The sequence below is a fragment of the Flavobacterium johnsoniae genome, assembly GCF_001879205.1.
Classification (GTDB): Bacteria; Bacteroidota; Bacteroidia; order Flavobacteriales; family Flavobacteriaceae; genus Flavobacterium; species Flavobacterium johnsoniae_A.
Map to the genome: position 1 here is coordinate 689,884 of NZ_MLFK01000009.1, position 21,222 is coordinate 711,105.

General features: G+C 34.0%; 20 protein-coding genes. 12 read left to right on the forward strand and 8 right to left on the reverse strand.

Translation table 11 applies throughout. The features are described from left to right. Positions 1 to 38 precede the first annotated feature (38 nt). On the reverse strand, positions 39 to 872 hold the full coding sequence (locus BKM63_RS18990) for a universal stress protein (protein ID WP_071638116.1): 834 nt from the start codon (positions 870 to 872) through the stop codon (positions 39 to 41). Between the two features lie 183 nt (positions 873 to 1,055). Between BKM63_RS18990 and mnmE the strand changes: the two genes are divergently transcribed. Then, the gene (gene mnmE / locus BKM63_RS18995) at positions 1,056 to 2,456 is read left to right on the forward strand and encodes a tRNA uridine-5-carboxymethylaminomethyl(34) synthesis GTPase MnmE (RefSeq protein WP_071638117.1); all 1,401 of its coding nucleotides are present in this window, start codon (positions 1,056 to 1,058) and stop codon (positions 2,454 to 2,456) included. A 56-nt stretch (positions 2,457 to 2,512) separates the two neighbouring features. Here mnmE and BKM63_RS19000 read toward each other — a convergent pair whose 3' ends face one another. Continuing rightward, positions 2,513 to 2,971, reverse strand: coding sequence for an RNA methyltransferase (locus BKM63_RS19000; protein ID WP_071638118.1), 459 nt, complete (start codon positions 2,969 to 2,971; stop codon positions 2,513 to 2,515). Between the two features lie 258 nt (positions 2,972 to 3,229). On the opposite strand from BKM63_RS19000, the gene BKM63_RS23680 reads away from it, so the two are divergent. Next, positions 3,230 to 3,379, forward strand: a complete 150-nt coding sequence (locus tag BKM63_RS23680; protein WP_165608785.1) for a hypothetical protein — start codon at positions 3,230 to 3,232, stop codon at positions 3,377 to 3,379. A gap of 136 nt (positions 3,380 to 3,515) precedes the next feature. On the opposite strand, the gene BKM63_RS23685 is transcribed toward BKM63_RS23680, so the two are convergent. Together BKM63_RS23685 and BKM63_RS19005 are read right to left on the reverse strand one after the other, a co-directional pair. After that, on the reverse strand, positions 3,516 to 3,686 hold the full coding sequence (locus BKM63_RS23685) for a hypothetical protein (protein ID WP_165608786.1): 171 nt from the start codon (positions 3,684 to 3,686) through the stop codon (positions 3,516 to 3,518). A 187-nt stretch (positions 3,687 to 3,873) separates the two neighbouring features. Beyond that, on the reverse strand, positions 3,874 to 6,249 hold the full coding sequence (locus tag BKM63_RS19005; RefSeq protein ID WP_071638119.1) for an outer membrane beta-barrel family protein: 2,376 nt from the start codon (positions 6,247 to 6,249) through the stop codon (positions 3,874 to 3,876). A gap of 208 nt (positions 6,250 to 6,457) precedes the next feature. Here BKM63_RS19005 and BKM63_RS19010 point away from each other — a divergent pair, with 208 nt between their 5' ends. Both BKM63_RS19010 and BKM63_RS19015 read left to right on the forward strand, forming a co-directional pair. Next, the gene (locus tag BKM63_RS19010) at positions 6,458 to 8,020 is read left to right on the forward strand and encodes a histidine kinase (protein ID WP_242661183.1); all 1,563 of its coding nucleotides are present in this window, start codon (positions 6,458 to 6,460) and stop codon (positions 8,018 to 8,020) included. Beyond that, positions 8,017 to 8,712: a LytR/AlgR family response regulator transcription factor gene (locus BKM63_RS19015; protein WP_071638121.1), complete on the forward strand. Its 696-nt coding sequence runs from the start codon at positions 8,017 to 8,019 to the stop codon at positions 8,710 to 8,712. The genes BKM63_RS19010 and BKM63_RS19015 overlap by 4 nt, the downstream gene beginning before the upstream one ends. A 60-nt stretch (positions 8,713 to 8,772) precedes the next feature. Here the strand turns inward: BKM63_RS19015 and BKM63_RS19020 are convergent, their stop codons facing one another. Further along, positions 8,773 to 9,789 (reverse strand): hypothetical protein, encoded by a 1,017-nt coding sequence (locus BKM63_RS19020; RefSeq protein ID WP_071638122.1) that lies wholly within the window; start codon positions 9,787 to 9,789, stop codon positions 8,773 to 8,775. Between the two features lie 179 nt (positions 9,790 to 9,968). On the opposite strand from BKM63_RS19020, the gene BKM63_RS19025 reads away from it, so the two are divergent. The 8 genes from BKM63_RS19025 to BKM63_RS19060 all read left to right on the forward strand — a co-directional run bounded on the left by BKM63_RS19025 (position 9,969) and on the right by BKM63_RS19060 (position 17,557). Continuing rightward, positions 9,969 to 10,484 (forward strand): RNA polymerase sigma factor, encoded by a 516-nt coding sequence (locus tag BKM63_RS19025; protein WP_071638123.1) that lies wholly within the window; start codon positions 9,969 to 9,971, stop codon positions 10,482 to 10,484. Between the two features lie 50 nt (positions 10,485 to 10,534). After that, positions 10,535 to 11,434, forward strand: a complete 900-nt coding sequence (locus BKM63_RS19030) for a FecR family protein (RefSeq protein ID WP_071638124.1) — start codon at positions 10,535 to 10,537, stop codon at positions 11,432 to 11,434. A 27-nt stretch (positions 11,435 to 11,461) separates the two neighbouring features. Next, positions 11,462 to 13,969 carry a carboxypeptidase-like regulatory domain-containing protein gene (locus tag BKM63_RS19035; RefSeq protein WP_242661184.1) on the forward strand — a complete coding sequence of 836 codons (2,508 nt, stop codon included), beginning with the start codon at positions 11,462 to 11,464 and terminating at the stop codon, positions 13,967 to 13,969. A gap of 318 nt (positions 13,970 to 14,287) precedes the next feature. After that, positions 14,288 to 15,166 (forward strand): hypothetical protein, encoded by an 879-nt coding sequence (locus tag BKM63_RS19040; protein WP_071638126.1) that lies wholly within the window; start codon positions 14,288 to 14,290, stop codon positions 15,164 to 15,166. A 230-nt stretch (positions 15,167 to 15,396) separates the two neighbouring features. Next, a complete protein-coding gene (locus tag BKM63_RS19045; protein WP_071638127.1) occupies positions 15,397 to 15,792 on the forward strand; it encodes an OB-fold protein in 396 nt (131 codons plus the stop codon). 2 nt (positions 15,793 to 15,794) lie between these two features. Continuing rightward, positions 15,795 to 16,637, forward strand: a complete 843-nt coding sequence (locus BKM63_RS19050) for a DUF5777 family beta-barrel protein (RefSeq protein WP_071638177.1) — start codon at positions 15,795 to 15,797, stop codon at positions 16,635 to 16,637. A 10-nt stretch (positions 16,638 to 16,647) separates the two neighbouring features. After that, on the forward strand, positions 16,648 to 16,998 hold the full coding sequence (locus BKM63_RS19055) for a hypothetical protein (RefSeq protein ID WP_071638128.1): 351 nt from the start codon (positions 16,648 to 16,650) through the stop codon (positions 16,996 to 16,998). Between the two features lie 13 nt (positions 16,999 to 17,011). After that, positions 17,012 to 17,557, forward strand: coding sequence for a YceI family protein (locus tag BKM63_RS19060; RefSeq protein WP_071638129.1), 546 nt, complete (start codon positions 17,012 to 17,014; stop codon positions 17,555 to 17,557). Between the two features lie 104 nt (positions 17,558 to 17,661). Here BKM63_RS19060 and BKM63_RS19065 read toward each other — a convergent pair whose 3' ends face one another. The 3 genes from BKM63_RS19065 to BKM63_RS19075 all read right to left on the reverse strand — a co-directional run. Beyond that, positions 17,662 to 19,596 carry an OmpA family protein gene (locus BKM63_RS19065; RefSeq protein WP_071638130.1) on the reverse strand — a complete coding sequence of 645 codons (1,935 nt, stop codon included), beginning with the start codon at positions 19,594 to 19,596 and terminating at the stop codon, positions 17,662 to 17,664. 11 nt (positions 19,597 to 19,607) lie between these two features. Next, positions 19,608 to 20,525, reverse strand: coding sequence for a PorP/SprF family type IX secretion system membrane protein (locus BKM63_RS19070; RefSeq protein WP_071638178.1), 918 nt, complete (start codon positions 20,523 to 20,525; stop codon positions 19,608 to 19,610). Between the two features lie 34 nt (positions 20,526 to 20,559). Next, a partial coding sequence (locus tag BKM63_RS19075) for a gliding motility-associated C-terminal domain-containing protein (protein WP_131801194.1) occupies positions 20,560 to 21,222 on the reverse strand: 663 nt, incomplete at its 5' end.

Below are 21,222 nucleotides of genomic sequence, written 5' to 3' on the forward strand. Positions count from 1 at the left end.
TTACACTTTCAAAAAAACTATTCATTTAAATTTCAATTTTATTTCTCGTGCATTATTAACACCGGAATAGAAACTTCTTTTGTGATTTTTTTACTAAAACTGGAATCAAATATAGATTCAAAGAAAGATCTTTTATGCGTAATGGTTGTCAAGATATCAATGTCTTTAAAAAGTATAAAATCCAGAATTGTTTCTTTTACTTCATCGCTTGGCAGAACCAAAAATTCTACATTTTCATCAGCAAATTCTCGTTCCCATTCTTTAATCGTATTATCAGTAACATCTGTATTTGTAGTCTTAACATACAAACTTTTCACTTTAGCATTTGTTTTTTTTGCGATCTTCAGTACTTTTTTAAGCAGGTCTTTATCTTTTTCACGATATCTGGTAGTAAACCCAATCGTTTTGATTTTCTTAAATTTAGCCTCAATTGGAATACATAAAACCGGTACATTTACTTCTGAAATAACAGAATTGGTATTGGATCCTGTAAAGAATTTTGTCCAGTCAGAAGAGCCCGTGGTACCCATTATTACAAAATCGATCTGGTCTTCTTCTACTGCATTTCTTAAGTTATAAACCAGGTCACCGTCCATTAAACGATGTTTTATCACAATATCATCCAATTTACGTTCTGCGGCAATTGCACGAAGTTTTGGAATTTCGTCTTTAAACATTTCAAACTTTGCTAATTCTATTGAACTGTATATCGATGCATAGTTCTCTGGAAAAAACTGACTGTCATAAACCGGAATCTCAAATGTATGCAATAACACAAGTTCGGCTTTGACAATTCTTGCAAATTCTAAAGCATGTACAAATGCATTTGTTGCAGCTTCAGAGAAGTCTGTGGGAAATAATATCTTTTTCATTTTATTGAGATTTTAGGTTTGTTACTCAAATTTAATCATTCTAAAAACAAATTGACGTGATAATTATCAGGAATTTAACAGTTAATAATTTCTTAATAAGTCGTTATTTATCGGTAGTTTACTGCGCAGCCGGGTCATCAATTATCAGTTTAAAATTTTCTGCTTTTTTCTTACCTTTGCGGCATGATAAATCAAGATTCTATAGTTGCATTAGCTACTCCGTCAGGAGCCGGAGCTATTGCTGTAATCCGTATTTCGGGAGCCGAGGCTGTCTCCATAGGAAATTCTGTTTTTAAATCAATTAAAAACAAAGATTTAACAAAGCAGAAAACACATACTTTGCATTTAGGTCATATAGTTGATAATGAAAAAACGCTTGATGAAGTTTTGGTTTCGGTTTTTAAAGGCCCAAACTCTTACACAGGAGAAGATACAATCGAAATTTCATGCCATGGATCTACATATATTCAGCAGCAAATTATTCAATTGTTATTGAGAAAAGGATGCCGAATGGCCGATGCCGGAGAATTTACTTTAAGAGCTTTCCTTAATGGAAAACTGGATTTATCTCAGGCAGAAGCTGTTGCTGATTTAATTTCATCAGATAATGAAGCTTCTCACCAGATTGCCATGCAGCAAATGCGAGGCGGATTTAGTAATGAGATTGCCAAATTACGTGAAGAACTTTTAAATTTTGCTTCTTTAATTGAATTAGAATTAGACTTTGCGGAAGAAGATGTAGAATTTGCTGACAGAACGCAGTTTCATGAATTATTAAACCGAATTGAATTTGTTTTAAAACGCTTAATTGACTCATTTTCAGTTGGAAATGTTATTAAAAACGGAATTCCGGTTGCTATTGTAGGTGAACCTAATGTGGGTAAATCGACTTTATTAAATGCTCTTTTAAATGAAGAACGTGCTATTGTATCTGATATTGCCGGAACAACAAGAGATACAATTGAGGATGAATTAGTTATTGGAGGTATTGGTTTTAGATTCATTGATACTGCGGGAATTCGCGAAACGAAAGATGTGGTGGAAAGCATTGGAATTAAAAAAACTTTCGAAAAAATAGATCAGGCACAAGTTGTTATTTATTTGTTTGATGGTTTGAAATTTCAGGTTTCGAGTTCTGAGTTTGTTTCTGAAATTGAACAAATCAAGAATAAATATCCGCTGAAACCTTTGGTAATTGTAGTAAATAAAAAAGATATTTTATCTACGGATGAAGTTTCAAACATTACCAGTAAACTTGAAAATTTAAATGCAAAACTCCTATTGATTTCAGCAAAAGAAAAAATTGGTGTTGATGATTTAAAGAATGAATTACTTTCTTTCGTAAATACCGGTGCTCTTCGTAATAATGAAACAATTGTAACTAATACAAGACATTATGATTCATTACTAAAAGCTTTAGATGAAATACAAAAAGTAAAATATGGTCTTGAAACCAACCTTTCCAGCGACTTAATTGCCCTTGATATTCGTGAAGCTTTATACCAATTCGGACTTATTACTGGTCAGGTTTCTAATGATGAATTACTGGGGAATATTTTTGCTAATTTCTGTATTGGAAAATAAAACATTCAAATAAAAAAAAATGCGGTGATAAAACAATTTTATCACTGCATTTTTTTTTATGATCTTGGTTTTGGCAAATTTCTGTCGTACATAATAATAGTTCCTGCCACTGCTACATTTAAACTTTTTTCTGATTTAAATTTTACCAGATGGTGGCATTTGACCATTACTCTTTTGGGCAAGCCGTGATCTTCAGCTCCCAATAAATAAACACAACGTCTCGGATGTTCAAAAGTTTCTAAATCAGAAGCTCGTTCATCTAACTCAACACCAACTAATCGCGCACCTTTTGGTAAATTTTCAAAAAAGGCTTCAAAAGTCTCATAGTGAAAATAAGGAATTGCTTTTACTGCATCATGAGTATCACAGGCTTGCTTGGCATATCGATTACCTATGGTAAATATGAAAGTAGCGCCTAAGTTTTGAGCCGATCGCCACAAAACGCCCAGGTTTTCAGGAGTTTTACCATTTTGTATTCCTATGCCAAAATATTCATTTTTAAAATTATCATTCATAAAGGCAAAAATACAAACTGTAAGTACATAAATCAATTTTTTGTTGGAATGCAAACCTAAGACTTGTCCGAAGTCTGAATATTGTATTTTCCCTGAATTCGTTAATGACAGAAAAATGAATTAATTCTCTTAAATTAAAATTCCAAATAAAAACATTAACAAACTGTGAATTATACAATTACAAAACCTCCTGGTGTAATCACAGAGCTAATTACAACACTACCTTTACTACTGTTATTAATCTTAAAATATACCATTATGAATACTTCGAACACAAAAAAAGGCAGTGACAATGCTAAGCCGTCAGATAAAAAAACTGATTCAAAAACTGACAAAAAAGAAACTTCATCAAAAAGTTCTGATAAAGGGGCTGATACAAAAAAAGGATCAACATCCGGTAAAAAATAATTGATGATCAAGGAATCCGAGAATTAGATTCTGGATATGATTTCACGAAAAGTGATATCGATAAAACTATTGAAAACAAATAAGCCGTTGTAAACAAACGGCTTATTTTATTGAATTTTCTATGCAAATATTATTACTATCCATCTGCTGGCAATAGCTGCGATTCCATGAATTTTCCTGTAACAATCGTGCCTTCTTCATCTTCCCATTGGGTAATGACATTTTCTATTAAATCGGGTTCAAAATCAATGACTTTCATTATCTGATTTCCAAATTCCTGCTGTACCATCTGACCTTTCTTAAACATAAGCTGATATTTTATAATTACTTACTATTATTTCACATGTATCACTTTAGCTGACTGAGTTCGCAACCCGTTAGTGATATTCTTTCATATAAAAATAATATGCATTTCGTGTAATTTCTTTACATCATTGCTATGCATTATTATATGATTATTCTTTTTCTTAGAGTAAACCTTTTAATGAGTACGATTAATTACGGTTCGCATTATTAGCCTGCCTGATTCCTTTTGGATCTGTTAAATTAAAGCGGTAAACAAAACTAAGTCGGTAGCGGGCCGCATTGGGTATACTATTTTCTGTAATATAATAATCGGTACCTCTTGTAGTGCTCTTATTCTGGCGTAAATTAAAAGCATTTGACACATCCAATACAATTGTTGCTTTATCTTTTAATAAAGTCTTACTTAATCCAAAATCAAGCGATTGTAATGCATCATTCTTAGTTTGTGCATTTTGCTGCGCACCACGAAAATTATAACGCCCCTGAAAACTGAATTTTGAAGGCAGTTTTACTTGTGTGCTCAAACGTCCGGTAAAAGTTTTCCCTTCATAATCCAGATTTTCGTCCTGATAATTTCCTTTCTGTTTAAAATGATAAAAATTCATTTCTAAATTTAACTGAAGCCATTTTAACGGATTATACAATGTTGAAAGTTCTATACCACTGCGTATTTCATGCTGAATATTAATAGGCGTTGTAAAAAATATGTCATTTTCACGATAAGTAAAATCCTGAATATAACCGCTTTCCCATTGATAATAAACCGAAGGATTCAGCGTAAGCTTTTTCCATGTTTTAAGAAAAGCCAATTCGAATACATCAGAATAAGACGGATTTAGATCCGGGTTGCCGATGTATTGTGCATTTAAATCGGTTAGTTCATTAAAAGGATACAAAGCATATAACGACGGGCGGTTTATACGTTTGCTGTAATTTAACTGCAAAGCAGCTTCTTCAAACTTGTAACTTAAATTAACCGTGGGAAATAATCTGTTGTATTTTTTATCATCATTATAAGTGTTTTTAATATCTGTGATCGCAATTTTAGTGAATTCCGTTCGCAGACCCAGCATATAGTTAAATCGTCCCGCTTTATTGCTATACTGCGCGTAAGCACTTGTAATCGTTTCGGTATAATTTAGATCATTGTCAATATCTTGATAAATCGTCCAAATATTTTCTTGCCGCTGTTCGGCCAAAAACTGACTTGAAACTTTGCGGATTTCTGTTTTAACACCAATTTCAAATACCGAAACAGTATCAATTGGCTGGATAAAATCACTCTGAATAAGCAAATCTTTACTATTTCCTACTGAGTTAGTTCTAATACCCGGGTAAATCAATACATCCGGATATATACGCTGAGTCGAAAGATTCCAGTTTTTATCACTGTTCCACCAATCATACTGAAGATCAATAGTCCATTTTTTTGCAGGTTGTTTAAATGTCTGGGTAAAATTAAACTCTACCTGGTTGTAATCTCTTTTTTCGAGTGATTTCCCTTCTCGTGTTAAAGTACTGTCTTTTGAACTTTCAGCATTACTATAATCGTATAATAACCTGGTTTTGTCATCGTCTTTTGTCGCATTTTTAAAAAAAGCAGCAGTAATAGTGCGGTGTTCATCAATATAATAATCAGCACCAAGATAAATTAATTTGCCATCATCGTGGCGGTCTTCATTTTGTTTATGGTTAAGATAATTTGGTACACCGTTATTCATAGTAGACTGATTTGTAGTGTACAATCCAACATAATCAGAGGAACGTATACCAAAATTGGAAAAAATGTTGATTTTATCTGATTTAAAATTAATACTTGGATTTAGCCGACTATCATTTGGCAACCCCGCCACTAAACGAACCTGACCGCTAAAACCGCTTTTTTTATTTTTCTTTAAAATAATATTAATAATTCCTGCTGATCCCGAAGCATCATACCTGGATGAAGGATTTGTTATTACTTCAACACGTTCAATCTGATCGGCTGCAATTTGATCAAGTGAATTGCTTTGTGTTAAACCCGACTGGCGTCCATTGATTAATATCAAGACACTGCTGTTGCCGCGAAGACTTATTCCTCCTGTAGGACTAACCGTTACCGACGGAACTCCATTTAAAACGTCATGAGCGGATCCATTCTGCGAAAGCACATCTTTGCCCACTTCAAAAACTTTTTTGTCCAGTTTTAAACTGACGCTGGATTTTTGTCCCGTCACTTCCACTGCATTCAACTGCACAGCATCGGCATGTAAAGCAATAATTCCTAATTCTATTTTTGGTTTGCCCGAAATGATTTCCAATGTATGGATGTAATCCTGATATCCGATAAAACTACAAATGAGGGTCATTTTTCCAATTGGCAGGCCTTCCAGAATAAATACGCCATGATTATCCGTTACGCCGGCTGCTATAGTTTTTGAGGTGCTGTCTTGTATCGATACCGTCACATAAGGAATCCATTCTTTAGTTGTATTGTCCTGAACTTTACCGGAAACAGTAACTTGCTGTGCCGTGCCAAACAAAGGAATGAATAAAATTAAAATACTGGTTATTAAGGTTTTCATATTTATTGGTTTTATGATACAAGATTAATGGATAAATTAAAAGACTGCGTTTTAAAACATGCAAACGGCTCTAAGAGCTTTCGAAATGCATTTCTCAATTCAATATTTATTTTATCTTTATCTCATGTATCGATCGGCTTTTTTTACAGTTTTTTTTCTGCTATTGTTTTCATCATGTAAACAGTATACCGAGTTTGTCAAATCGGATGTGACTTATTATGTAGATGATGATAAACCACAAGATTTTCTGGGACAGCACCCAGATTCTATATTTAAAGTCCATATCGATGTTGAGCTGCTTAATAGAGAAAATATTGCAGATCCTCTTGGCTTACAAGTAAACGGCTTTGGTGCTTTTGATGTCTACTGGGATGGCATTTTAGTAGGAAGCAACGGAAAAATGGCAAAATCCGGTCGAGCCGAAACAGCAGGGACTGAAATGACGTATTACCTAATACCTGAAAAATTAGCCAATTTAGGTAAGCATACGGTAACAGTAATAGGAACGCAGGCCGACTTACGAGAGTCCCGACGGGGTATCAAAGTGAAACTTGAAAGCTATTTAAGACTTCATCGTGCACCGCTCGTTGTTATGTCTTTTATGAATCTCATGGCTGGAGCTTTTCTTATTGCGGCTATTTATTATTTTTTTCTCTACATAAACAGCACTCGAAAAGAAGCAACGGTTTTACTTTTTGGAATAATCTGTCTGCTCTTCTTCTGTCTGCTTATTATAGAATATGTAAAATTTTATATCAACATTCCGTATACGAACTTTTATAACCGATTACAAATTGTGGGCCTGCTCACTTTTGTAATTTCAATACTGGTTCCCTGGTATTTCATGCTTCAGTTTGGCTTTAAAAGAAAACCCTTATTACTAATTCTTTTAATTATAAGCCTTCTTACCATCTATATCGTATGGTATGGTCATTATGATTTTACAGCTATCTATTTTAGTTATGCAATGTGTGCCGTCTCATTAATTATTGCCATTGATGCGACATTTAGAAAGATTAAAGGCGGATTAATCGTTGTTTTTGGCCTTCTGGCAAGTGTGGTTGTAAATAAATACATCTTTTATGATTTTGGATTGTTTATCTCCTTTACGATTATCGTCCTGTCTATGCTTTATCTGCATACCATCCGGGCCAAAGCGCTGGAAGAGGCTCATAATGCATCATTATTGCTTTCATCAAGATTACAGTTACAACTGGTTAAGAAAAATATTCAACCGCATTTTCTTCGAAATACGCTGACTTCATTAATTGACTGGATCGAAGAATCTCCTCAGCAGGGCGTTGTATTTATTCGTGCACTTGCTGATGAATTTGACATTATGAATTCTATTTCTGAGAATACTCTAATTCCTATTCGGCAGGAAATTGAATTATGCCGAAAACACTTAGATGTAATGTCTTTTCGAAAAGAGGTATGTTATACTTGGGAAGAAAAAAACATTGATGCAAATGAAGAAATTCCACCAGCGGTTATTCATACTATTATTGAAAACGGAATTACGCACAGTTTACCGCCAAAACAAGGCTGTATTATTTTCTCTTTAAGTTTTATAAGAGAAAAAAAATACAAACAATATACCCTGTTAACCATAGCAGAAAACCGAAATAGAAAAAAGGGAAATAGTAATGGAACAGGCTTTAAATACATCAAAGCCAGATTAAACGAAAGTTATGGCAGTAACTGGCATTTTGATTCCTTTGCTGTAGAACAAGGATGGTGTACAACAATTAAAATTTTTGATAAAAAATGAAAATTCTAATTATTGAAGATGAGGCCCGAATTGCCAAACGAATCGAAAGAATGACCCGTGATTTTTTTGATAAGGACGTTCAGATTCTGCTTAGTGATTCTGTTGAGAATGGGTTAAATACAATTGAAAAACAAACAATTGATTTACTTCTTCTCGACTTAAATTTAAATGGAGAAGATGGATTTGATGTATTGCAGACAGTAGTCTCAAAATCTTTTCAAACCATTATTATTTCGGCTTATACTGATAAAGCGATTATGGCATTTAATTATGGTGTTTTGGATTTTGTTCCTAAACCATTTGATATAAACAGACTTGCACAAGCCTTTACACGTTTTACGGCACCAGAAAGAAAAAACGGTCAGGATATTCAGTTTTTAGCTGTAAAAAAAGCTAAAACAATCAAACTAATTACTATTGCAGATATCAGATACATAAAAGGAGCCGGTATTTATACCGAATTACATTTATCTGATGGCCGTATAGAACTGCATGATAAATCTATGGAATCATTAGAAAAACTGCTTCCTGAGACATTCGAGCGAATACATAAATCCTATATTCTTTGCTGGCAGGAGGCAGATAAATTAGTGGTAGAAGCTGGCGGAAAATACAATATGCTGCTCAAAAATGGCGAACTATTACCTATTGGACGTTCAAAGTATAAAGAAATCAGGCACAAGATGATTTAGTTTGCAGATTAAATACTAAGATGGTTCTTTGTATTATTTCAAGTTTTCCCTTTCTCAATTTTATTTCTTTTCAAAATAAAGATACTTAGTACTACTGCTTACCTGGCGAAGTCTTATCTGCGAATTATTAAACTCAAACAATTTCCAACTGTTATTTAATTTGCTTAGTGGTTCACTGCTGAAATTCACTTTTAATTCTCTGTCACCACTCTGCGTGCTGGTTTCCCACTGACCTGTTTCTGACGTTGTGCCTTTTGAAGCAATTACTGAGTTATCGCTTTTAAAAACAAATGAATATCCGGTGTAAGATGACGTTTTTTCTGAATCGTCAAAAAAATAAGGAATCCCCCAAGAACCTTTTGTTATGGTTGCTGCAAAATCAAGTGCAAGATTGTTCTCCGGACAATAATCTATGGCATATTTAATAGCATTTTCAAATTCCAGATTATTTGTAATCGATTTTGTCTGATAATTGTAATCTGCTATAGAAATTGGATAATTAAGGGAAATATACTGGCTGCCGTTCAGGTTTTTAATAAAATTAAAAAATGCCTGGTCGCTTATAATTGAAACAGAAGTTCCCGCCTGGCTGGCACTGTTATAAATATTAATCGTTATAGGATAATTAATATTCAGCCCGTTTATTTTTGATAAAAGGTCCGGCTGCTGGTTCCAATAATCCAGTAAAGTATTGAAATCACCTTCATTTGGAATCACTTTTTCCATATAGTTATAGAACACCATTGTTACCGGAAAATCTATTTTTACAACATCATCATCATACGGATTTGCATTAATATTGTCAAATACTTTTTGATAATCGGCCGTGGTATTTACTGCTATTTGTTCGTTGTTTACGGTAACCGTATAAGGAAGTTTTACTGTACAATAACTGGATTTGTCGATAACATTGTCCTGTACCGTTTTGACCATTGCCACCCTCTGCAGGTAAGTGGTAAGAGGAGATGCGTTTGTAATAGTTCCCTGTGGATTATTATCCTGCTCATTTATTTCACTTTGACAGGACAATAAGAGAAAGAAAACTGCTATTGATAAATATTTTTTGAAAGGGAACATATTTATATTTTTACAAAGGTAATAAATTTTAAGAAACTGTTTTTCACTAAATTCGGCATTAAAAGCTTTCGATTATCCTAAGAAATTGCATTTCATGCCTCTATAAAACAATCCTCTTTGCTTTTACCCTACTTATATCAAAAACAAATACTTTTGCATCTTACAAATTGAAAATCTAAATGCCAGCTAAAAACCAATCCGACACCTGCGATGAAATCATTTTTTCATCTTTCTTTAAAAGTCATGTAAAAGCACTTCGAAATTTTCTTTATTACAAATTTGGTAATATCAGTCAGGCAGAAGATTTGACACAGGAAGCTTTTGCAAAACTCTGGCAGAACTGCGCTTCGGTACCCATAGAAAAAGCAAAATCATATATTTATACGATTGCCAACAACAGCAGTCTCAATGAAATTGCCCATCAAAAGGTGGTTTTGAGATACGAAAAAAACTTCACAGGATTAGACAAAACCAATGAAAGTCCCGAATATATTCTGGAGGAAAAACAATTTCAGGCTAAACTGTTGAACGCCATCGAAAACTTAAACGAAAAACAGCGTACCGCCTTTTTGATGCATCGCATTGATGGCAAGAAATACAGCGAAATAGCCTTAGAGTTAAACATTAGCGTAAAGGCAGTAGAAAAACGCATTCATTTAGCTTTGTTAAGCTTACGTAAAGAAATTGATTTATAAAAGTAGGGTAAATTTAGTTTTAATTGTTTTAATAATAACAGTACAGAATAATGAAAAAAGATCGCTTATTAGCAAAATGGCTTAACAATGATTTATCGAAGGATGAATTAGCCGCATTTGAAGCAAGTCCCGATTTTGAAAAATACCAAAAGATTAAGAATTATACAGATCATTTGGAACTGGATAATCCGGATGAAAATGCCATGTTAGCCAATATTCTGAAGCAGAAAAAAGCCGCTCCGAAAACCGTTCCGCTATACAAAAAATGGGCTTTTCAGGCCGCAGCAGTATTAGTTTTGGCTCTCGGAATTGCTTTTGCACTTAAATTTTCTGTGTCACAAACAGAGACAGCTGATTTTGGAAAAAAAACAACTTTTTCATTACCGGATAATTCTGAAGTTGTACTGAACTCGGGTTCTGAAATAAATTATAAAAAATGGAACTGGAATAACAGCAGACACCTGAAATTACAAGGAGAAGCTTATTTCAGGGTATCAAAAGGCAGAAAGTTTGAAGTACAGACCCGTTTAGGAAAAGTAACGGTTCTAGGAACACAGTTTAACGTTAAAGCCAGAAAAAACAGGTTTGATGTAGTATGTTACGAAGGACGTGTACAGGTAAATTATGCCAATACTCAAATTTTATTAACTCACGGACAAAGTGTTAGTTTTCAAAACGGAAAACAGATTAAAATGAAAGTAAATTCATTAAAACCAGAATGGATCGACAATCAAATCTGTTTTTATCAAGAAAACATAAGAAGCCTTCTGGACGAGGTTGAAAGACAATACAACATTACAATCGAATTAAATACAAAAGATACAATTTCGCTGTTTACAGGAAAATTACCCGCTAAAGATTTAAATACAGCTTTACAGATTATTAGTACAACCTATCATTTGGAGGCTAAAAAAGTATCCGAAAATAAAATAATTTTTGACGAAAAATAAATGCTGCTCCCCAAATCATTTCATTTTTTGTTTTTTACCTTTTTTCTTGTCCTGAATCTTTCGGCTCAGAACAAAGGAAAAGTGGTATCTATTAAAAAAATCATATTTGAAATTGAACAACAGCATCAGGTCAGCTTTAATTATACCGAGGATAATATCTCTGGTTTGGAAATAATGCCGCCCAAAAAAACATTTTCATTACAGCAAAAGCTGGATTACCTTTCTAAAAACACCAATTTATCCTTTGAAAATATTGGCAACCAATTCATCAATATTTATAAAAAAGAAAAAGAATTTCCCACTATCTGCGGATACGTTTTTTCCAGTTCAGATAAAAAGCCCATTGAAAATGCAAATATTAGTCTGCTGAACAAAACTCAGACAGCAACAGATGTAAAAGGTTATTTTGAGATAAAAAAAGGAGATAAAAACATTATTTTATCAGCCCACGTTGGATACATCACCAAACGAATTGCGGCAAATAGTCAAGACGTCGAAAACTGCCTTCAAATAGTATTAGAACCAGAAGTTACAGAACTTCACGAAATTAAAGCTAATGCTATTCTGGCTTCGGGAATTTCAAAAAACAAAGACGGATCTCTTGAAATTAAACCCAAAAAGTTCGGTATCCTTCCGGGACTTATCGAACCCGATGCCCTGCAGACCATGCAGCAAATCCCCGGGGTAAACAGCATTGACGAAAGTGTTTCGAGTATTAATGTTCGCGGCGGTACGCACGACCAGAATTTATTTTTATGGAATGGAATACGAATGTACCAAACGGGACATTTTTTTGGTTTAATTTCTGTTTTTAATCCTAATCTCGCACATACCATTTCTATCTATAAAAACGGAAGTTCTGCTTTTTACGGAGAAAGCGTTTCAAGTGTAGTAGCTATTTCTTCTACTCCCGAAACAGCAGAAAAAAATTCATTCAGCGCAGGAATAAATATGATTAATGCTGATGTTTATGCCAAGTACAATGTTTCTAAAAAAAGTTATATCGAGATTTCGGCACGAAAATCTATTACGGATTTTGTAGAAACACCTACGTATAAAGAATATTTCAATAAAGTATTTCAAAACACCACCATTACTGATTTTTCAGACAAGCAAAACGTTAACTATAAAAGCGATAAGAAATTTGGTTTCTATGATGCCACGCTGAAATTTGCTCAAAAAATAGGAAACAAAGACCAGCTTATATTGGATTTAATAACCATAAAAGACAATCTGGAGGTTTTTCAAAGTGCTACCGTATACGACATGAACAAATCCGAAAACAATGTTTTGCGTCAGCAAAATTATGGCGGTAATTTGTCATGGAAAAGAAACTGGAACAGCTTTAATACTACCAAAATTAATGTTTATAACTCTGCTTATGAGCTTTTGGCTAATCAAAAAAACTCTTTAGGAAATCAAATTGTTATTCAGGAAAACACGGTTAACAATAATGGAATTAATTTAGAAAATAACCATATTATCAATTCTAAATTTAGTTTTAACGATGGGTATCAGTTCAACGAAATTGGTATTACAAATTTAGAAGAGGTCACTAATCCTGATTTCTATCGCAAAGTAAAAGATGTACTGAGAACCCACGCTTTAATTGCAGAAGGAAAATACAACGATACGATTTCCAGAATTTACTTTAAGGCAGGAATGCGCATTAATTATATTGAAAAATTTAAAAAATACATTGCAGAGCCCCGAATTCAATTCAGCTGCGGCATAAACAAAAATTTAAACCTAGAATTACTAGGAGAACTTAAAAGTCAAAATGTCCAGCAGATTATCGAATTGCAGAAAGATTATTTTGGAATTGAAAAAAGACGCTGGATTGTTTCAAACAATTCTACTATTCCCATTCAAAAAAGCCGGCAGCTCTCATTAAATTTATTCTACAAAAAGGGTGACTGGCTGTTGGATATAGAGAATTTTTATAAAAAAGTAACCGGAATTACAACTTCCAGTCAGGGTTTTCAGAACCAGTTAGAATTTGTACGAACTACTGGCGATTATGAAATTTGGGGATCTGAAATGCTCATTCAAAAAAAAATGAATCATTTTCTGACCTGGCTAAGTTATACTTATAACCATAATAATTATCATTTTTCAAATTACGAATACCCAAGTTTTCCTAACAACTTTGAGTTAATGCATACCGTATCTTGGGCTGCAATTTATGAGAAAAACAATTTCAAAATCGCCCTGGGCACCAAATGGTCAACAGGAAGACCCAAAACACCGCCGGACAATTCTCAAATTGATAATTCGAATCCTGTACTGGTTTATAAAAAACCTAACAGTGCCAACGTGCATATTTTTTCGCAGGTTAATCTTTCTTCAACTTACAAATGGGAAACTGCAAATGGAATTCAATACAAATTAGGCGTTTCTATTTTGAATATCCTCAACAGAAAAAATGAAATCAGCGAATATTATAGAATAAGTTCCTTAACAAATTCTATAGAAGAAGTAGAAACATTTTCACTGCAAAGAACTCCAAATCTGAGTTTTAGGATTTCATTTTAATTATATCCATATAGGTTCTTTAAAGAATCTTGTACTCCTTTTCACTTTTTTTTTACAAAATAACAATTCTTTGGTAGGGTAATCTGCATCAAAGCTGTTTTACTATTGAACCTATTAAAAGAATAAAACATGACTCCCCTACGAAATTTACCGGCATCTCACCAGAGACGCTTTTTATATGACAGTTCGTAACAAATTATAAAACGAAATGAGTATCAAAATAAAACACAGCTTCTTGATATGTCATTTTTAAACGAACCACTTTACACTTCTTGTAAAGCTTTTTTCCTTTTCAGTATAAACTCAATAAACAAAACAATGAAATTAAACACAATTAAATTCGCCTTAGCTGCCGTTGCAGCAACATTTTTTGTAAGCTGCAGCAGTGACAATAATAATGATAATAATGAACCCGCTCCTGAGGTAAAAAAAGAAGTTTCTCTTTCTACAAGTACCACTCTTGGCTCTTATCTAAGTGATAAAGACGGAAGATCTTTATACTTTTTTGCTACAGATGCAAACGGTCAAGCTTCTTGTACAGGAGGATGCGAAGCGGTATGGCCTCCATTCTATGTAGATAACTTAACAGCTGAAAAATTAGGAACCGGATTGACATTCTCGGATTTTGGAACAATTACTGCTCCATCTGGCAAAAAACAGCTTACCTACAAAGGATGGCCATTATACTATTATGCGCCAAGTGTTAACGGAACAAACACCCCAGAAACTAAAGGTCAGACAACCGGAGACGGAGTTGGCGGTGTTTGGTTTATAGCAAAACCGGATTATTCGATTATGCTCGTAAGAAGCCAGCTTAAAGGTCACGACGGCATTAATTATAAATCAGATTATACTGCCGGTGACGGGTTAACTACTTATTTTACAAATGATAAAGGAATTACGCTTTATACTTTTAAAAACGATAATTTCAAGAAAAACAACTTCACAAAAGCTGATTTCTCAAACAATGCGGTTTGGCCGATATATGAAACAGACAAAATTGTAGTTCCTTCTGTTCTTGACAAATCTAAGTTTTCTGTAATTACAGTATTTGGCAAATCGCAATTGGTTTACAACGGCTGGCCTTTATATTACTTTGGACAAGATGCAAACGTAAGAGGTGCTAATAAAGGAATTAGTTTCCCAAGTCCGGGAATTTGGCCTGTGCCGGTAAAAGACATTCCGCTTGCAATATAACAGGATCACATTTCATAAAATTTAGGTAAACCAGTTTATATAATTGCGTTGAAAAATAAGCCACAGATTACATGATTAAAATATTTTTTTGAATCTATAATAATCCTTTAATCTGTGGCAATAAAATTTTAAACATATAGAATTATAATTCTTGTTTCATCCTCTGATTTGAAATAATAAAATAAAAACTTCCAGCATACTAAAGTAAAATCTAAAATCATAAAACCAGCATGAATAAAAGACGAATCATGATATTGCTTTTTTTATTAGTGATAAGTTTTGGCCCCTACTACATCTATCAAAATGTATTGTACAAAGATGCCAGAGATATTACCGGAGAAAAATCGACAGTTACCATTACGGCTGAAAATCTCGAAAAAGAATATGCTTCTGGTGCTGCACTGGCCGACTCTAAGTACCTAAATAAAACAATTGAAATTACGGGAAAAGTCTCTGAAGTTACTGATTCTACAATGGTAATTGATGGAAAAGCTTTTTGTAAAATGAATGAAAGAACAAAAATAAATTTAAAAAACAAACAAATCAATATCAAGGGACGATGTATAGGATTTGATGATTTATTCGAAGTAGTAAAATTGGATCAATGCAGTATACAACAACATTAAATATGAAAAAAATATTTTTGATAGCGGGCTTTTTAATGTGCCTGTATGGCAATGCCCAGGAGGATTTACTCTCCAGTCTGGATTCGACACAAGTAGTAGATAAAAATGCAACAGCCGCATTTAAAGGTTTGCAGATTATAACATTGCAATCGACAAAATTACCTGCCAAGAAAGAACTTTATATTGTAATTTCTCATCGCTTTGGTTCTGTAAAAGGCGGTATATCGGAGTTTTTTGGGTTTGATGATGCCACCACCAAAATTGGAGGTATTTATGGCGTAACCGATTGGCTTTCTGTAAGTGCATCGCGTCATACCCTGCTAAAAATATATGAAACATCTGCCAAATACAGGCTGATAAGACAAAGTGATGATTTTCCCGTTGAAATTGTAGGTTACAATACAATCGACATTAACAGCGGTTTAAAAAAAGAAGACTATCCAAAAATAGAATTCTCTGATCGACTGACTTATGTGAATCAATTACTTATTTCCAGAAAATTCTCTGAAAGATTATCTCTTGAACTGGCACCTTCTTTCATTCATAAAAATCTGTACAATCCTGATACCGAAAATGATAATCAGTTTACTTTAAGTGCCGGTGGAAGATTAAAACTAACCAAAAGGCTTGCTCTAAATTTAGAATATGGTGAGAATTTTAATAAACCTAATTTCTACAATAATCCTTTGTCTGTTGGACTGGATATTGATACAGGAGGACATATTTTTCAATTGATTTTTACAAATTCCCAATCCATGACCGAAAGCGGTTATCTAACAAATGCTGCAGGCGACTGGGGAAAAGGCGATTTTTTCTTTGGGTTTAATTTATATAGAGTTTTTTAAAGTACTAAATATGAAAAAATATATTTACTTATCGGGCATTATACTATCATTATACAGTTGTGAATCTACTACTTATGAGAGTCTGGAAGAACCCGAAGTTATAGTAGGCAAAGTTACTTACACCACAAACGTAAAACCTATCATAGATGCTAATTGCATTGCATGCCATGCTTCGGGATCTAGATTAAGGCCTTTGGAAACTTACGCCGAAGTAAAAGACGCTTTATTAAACAGCGACTTATTAGAAAGAATTCAGCAGCAAAATGGAACACCGGGGCAAATGCCAAAAGCAGGAAGAATGCCTCAGGATAAAATAAATACAATTCTGCAATGGAATACAGATGGACTATTAGAAAACTAAAATAAATACTGAAATGAAAAAACTAATTATACTTTTCTTATTGTTTGTTGGAATATTTCAGGTTTCGGCTCAAAAATATGCAACAAAAACCGGAAGTTTAAAATTTGAAGCTTCGGTTGATTCTTTTGAAGAAGTGGCCGCAGAAAACAAAAGCACATCTGCTATTTTAGATGTATCGACAGGAGAAATCGCCGCATTAACCCTTATGAAAGGATTCCGATTTAAAGTGGCTTTAATGGAAGAACATTTTAATGAAAATTATGTAGAATCAGACAAATTTCCTAAAGCGTCCTTTAAAGGAAAAGTCGAAGCTTTTGATGTTTCTCAGCTTTCATCTGTCGCTAAATCATTTAAAATTTCAGGAGACCTGACTTTACACGGAAAAACAAAAAAGATAACAGCAAATGCCAAACTTCTAAAATCCGGAGATAAAATTACGGTAACCGGAAATTTTGATGTAAAACCGGAAGATTTCGATATTGAAATTCCGAAACTCGTCAGCAAAAAAGTAGCGGATAAAATAAAGGTAAGTTTTAACTTCCTGCTTGCAAAATTGTAATATCCGTCAGTTATAATAAAATAGGTCAGAATTTCTTCTGACCTATTTTATTAAAGCGCAAAAAAAGCATCAGTAAAACTAATGCTTTTAGCCAAAAATGAAATTTACAACTTTAAAATTATAAATTCGCTTCTTCTGTTCAGCTGATGTTCTTCTTCAGAACATGGAATATTATCTTTACAATGATTCAGCAATTGCTCTTCGCCATATCCCCTTCCGGTAAGTCTTTCTTTTTCAATTCCGTTTTTTACAAGCCACGCAATAGTTGACTGGGCCCTTGCTTCGGAAAGTCTTTTGTTATAAGCTTTTGTCTGACGGCTGTCGGTATGAGATCTAACATCTACCTTCATAGATGGAAACTGTTGCATTACATCCAGGATTTTTGCTAATTCCACTTCGGCATCTGGTCGGATATTTGATTTATCAAGATCGAAATAAATCATTTTAATATTGAATGTTTTAGCTAAATCTGTACCCGCACCAATCTCTTTTATATTTTTATTCAATGAAATTAAAACTTCTGTCTTTCCGCCTGATTCAGGAATTACAACAGCTTGTTCTTTTGTTTCATAATCAGTTTTCGAAGCTCTGACTGCATATTTTTGAGCACATTTAACATCAAATTGATACGCTCCGTTTTGGTCAGCCGTAACTTTTGCAATTAAAACAAATTTATCATCAAACAAAGAAACTTCCGCTCCAGCTAAAATCTTTCCGGTTTCCTGATCTGTTACGATTCCTGCCAACTCGCTTTTGCAATCTAAAACCAATGGTCTGTTTTCAATAAAACTGTAAATATCATCTGATCCTTTACCATTAGCTCTATTTGAAGAAAAATATCCTCTTCTTACTGCATTGTCAATTATAAAAGCAAAATCATCCATTGGTCCGTTTACAGGCGCACCGATATTTACGATTTTCCCAAGCGAACCATCAGCTTGAATTTGTGCAACAAAAATATCTAATCCTCCCAATCCCTGATGACCGTCTGATGCAAAATACAATTCATTATCTTTTGAAATAAAAGGAAACGTTTCTCTTGCCTCAGTATTAATTCCTCCTGAGAGATTTTCAGGTTTGCTATATTCGTTATCTCCCAGAATGCTCACCTTAAAAATATCCGACTGCCCTTTTGTACCCGGCATGTTAGAAGCAAAATATAAGGTTTTCTCATCCGGACTCAAAGCAGGATGGGCTACACTGTAAGCATCGCTGTTAAACGGAAGTTCTGTCACATTTTCCCATTTTCCATCTTTTAAAACTGCTTTGTATAACTTAAGGTTGATGATCTGCTTTTCATCTCTTCCAATTTTTCCATTGGTAAAGTTATTTCGTGTAAAATAAACCGTCTTCAAATCTTTCGTAAATACAGGCGTATCTTCATGGAATTTTGAATTTATAGTTCTCGAAAATCGTTCCGGATCTTTTAAATCATTATCATCTGCTCTGCTGGCTGTATAAAAATTAGTAAAAGCCTGATTTGTCCATTTAGTTTGAACTTTGGCAAATCCGGTTGAATCTCTGGAAGTCGAAAACAAGATTTTATCTCCAAAAAAGGCAGTGCCGTAATCTGACTGTGCCGTATTAATTCCGGTAGTTTTAATTGTAAAACGTCCCGAATTTTTATCGATTATAGTTTTGTAATCTTTCTGTTCATTGTATAAATTACCCCGAATATCATTAGAAGACAATTTGTGAAATTTTTCCAGCATTTCGTCTGCTTTTTTATAATCTTCTACCGCTTTTAAAGTCTGGGCATAGCGGTAGTAATATTCATTTTCGATTGTTTCATTAAGGCCGAAAAGTTCCGCATACCATTTGTTTGCTTCTTTGAGATTAGCATTGAAATAATACGAATCTCCCAGCTTTTGAAATAATTCTTTTGATTTGTATCCCTTTTTAGCCACTTTAAGATAAGTCTGTACAGCATCTACATAAGCCAGATCATTGTACTGCGTGTCTCCTTTTATAATTTTAGGCTGTTGTGCCTGCGTTTGCAGGGCAAACGCGAAGGCACATAGTAAATAGATTTTTTTCATACTTTTTATTTTTAAAAGAATCGGGGAGAAACCACTTTGTCATATTTTCTAAATAGTTCATATCGCAAAAACACTTCATGTGATCCCGAATTGAAATTTCCTAATCGGGTGGTATCCTTATCATATGCATATCCAATAAGCCATGAATCTGAAATTTGAAAACCAGCCAGAGCACTTACCGCCGCACTCCATCTATATGCCGCGCCAAGAGTCAGCTTATCAAAAAATAAAAAGTTAGCCGACAAATCAACTTGCAAAGGCGCACCTTTAACAACTTTAGTAAGCAAAGAAGGTTTGAATTTAGTTTCTCCTCCTATATCGAATACATGTCCAGCCATGAAATGAAAATGCATTCTTTCGCTCGCAACATACTGTACATCATTGTCGTAATACTTGTTTTCAAGCATATACGGTACAGAAAGTCCAACATACGTTTTATCTGAATATAGATATACTCCGGCACCTACATTGGCAGCAAATCTGTTGTCGATACTTTCACGGCCGAGATTGTCATTAGGATTAAACAACTTTACCTTGTTAAAATCAACATTGAACATATCTGCCGTTCCTTTGATACCAAAAGCCAGCTGGTAACTTTCTGACATTGTAACAGAATAGCTTAAGTCAACCGAAACAACATTGTTTTCTGAAGGACCTAATCGATCATTAAGGACACTAACTCCCAAACCTACTTTTTGTGAGATTCCTAAGGGTGTATGTATGGCCAGCGTATTACTAACCGGAGCACCATCCAGCCCCACCCACTGTGTTCTATGCATAAGTAAAGCACTCAAACAACCTCTGGAACCGGCATAAGCAGGATTAATACTTGAGGTGTTGTACATATATTGTGTAAATTGTGCTTCTTGCTGTGCTGTGACACATAAACAATTGAGCATCAATCCTATTATAATTATTTTAAACTTCATAGTCTTTTTTTTAAAATTCAACAGCATTTAAAATTTACCTGTTCAAATACAAGAAACCTGCTTTATCTTTTCTATTCCCATCCGTATTGGTATATCTCACCACATAATAGTAAGTTCCTTCAGGCAAATTATCATCTGCATCTACTGTTGTTCTGCCTCTCGATTTTCCATCAAAAGAAACATCAGCATTATTGTATCCATCCGCTTTATAAACCAAAACTCCCCATCTGTTGTATACTTCAACTGTATTGTTTGGATATTTATCTATTCCATCAATATAAAATACATCATTAATACCGTCACCATTTGGAGTCATATGGGTATAGACATCAATATCATCAACAGTACCTACAACAACTGTTATAACCGAAGTCGAACAATTATTAGGATTCAATATTTCACAAATTGTATATGCAATAGTGTATGTTCCGGCAGGAGTTCCGGGAGCTAAATCAACTGTACCATCCGGATTCAGTATTAAGCGTCCTTTAGGATCAGGAGTATCAACTGTCAAAGTCACTATATTTAATCCTGCGGGTTTTCCATCAAGATTATCGTTTTCAAAAACATCGATTATTCCTTTAGTACCAGCGGAACCTAATTTTACCGAGGCTGAATCATCTTTCGAATTAATAGCCGGAGCTGTCACATTAACCAAACTGATAACAGTATCACAGTTACCCGGATTAGTTACTTC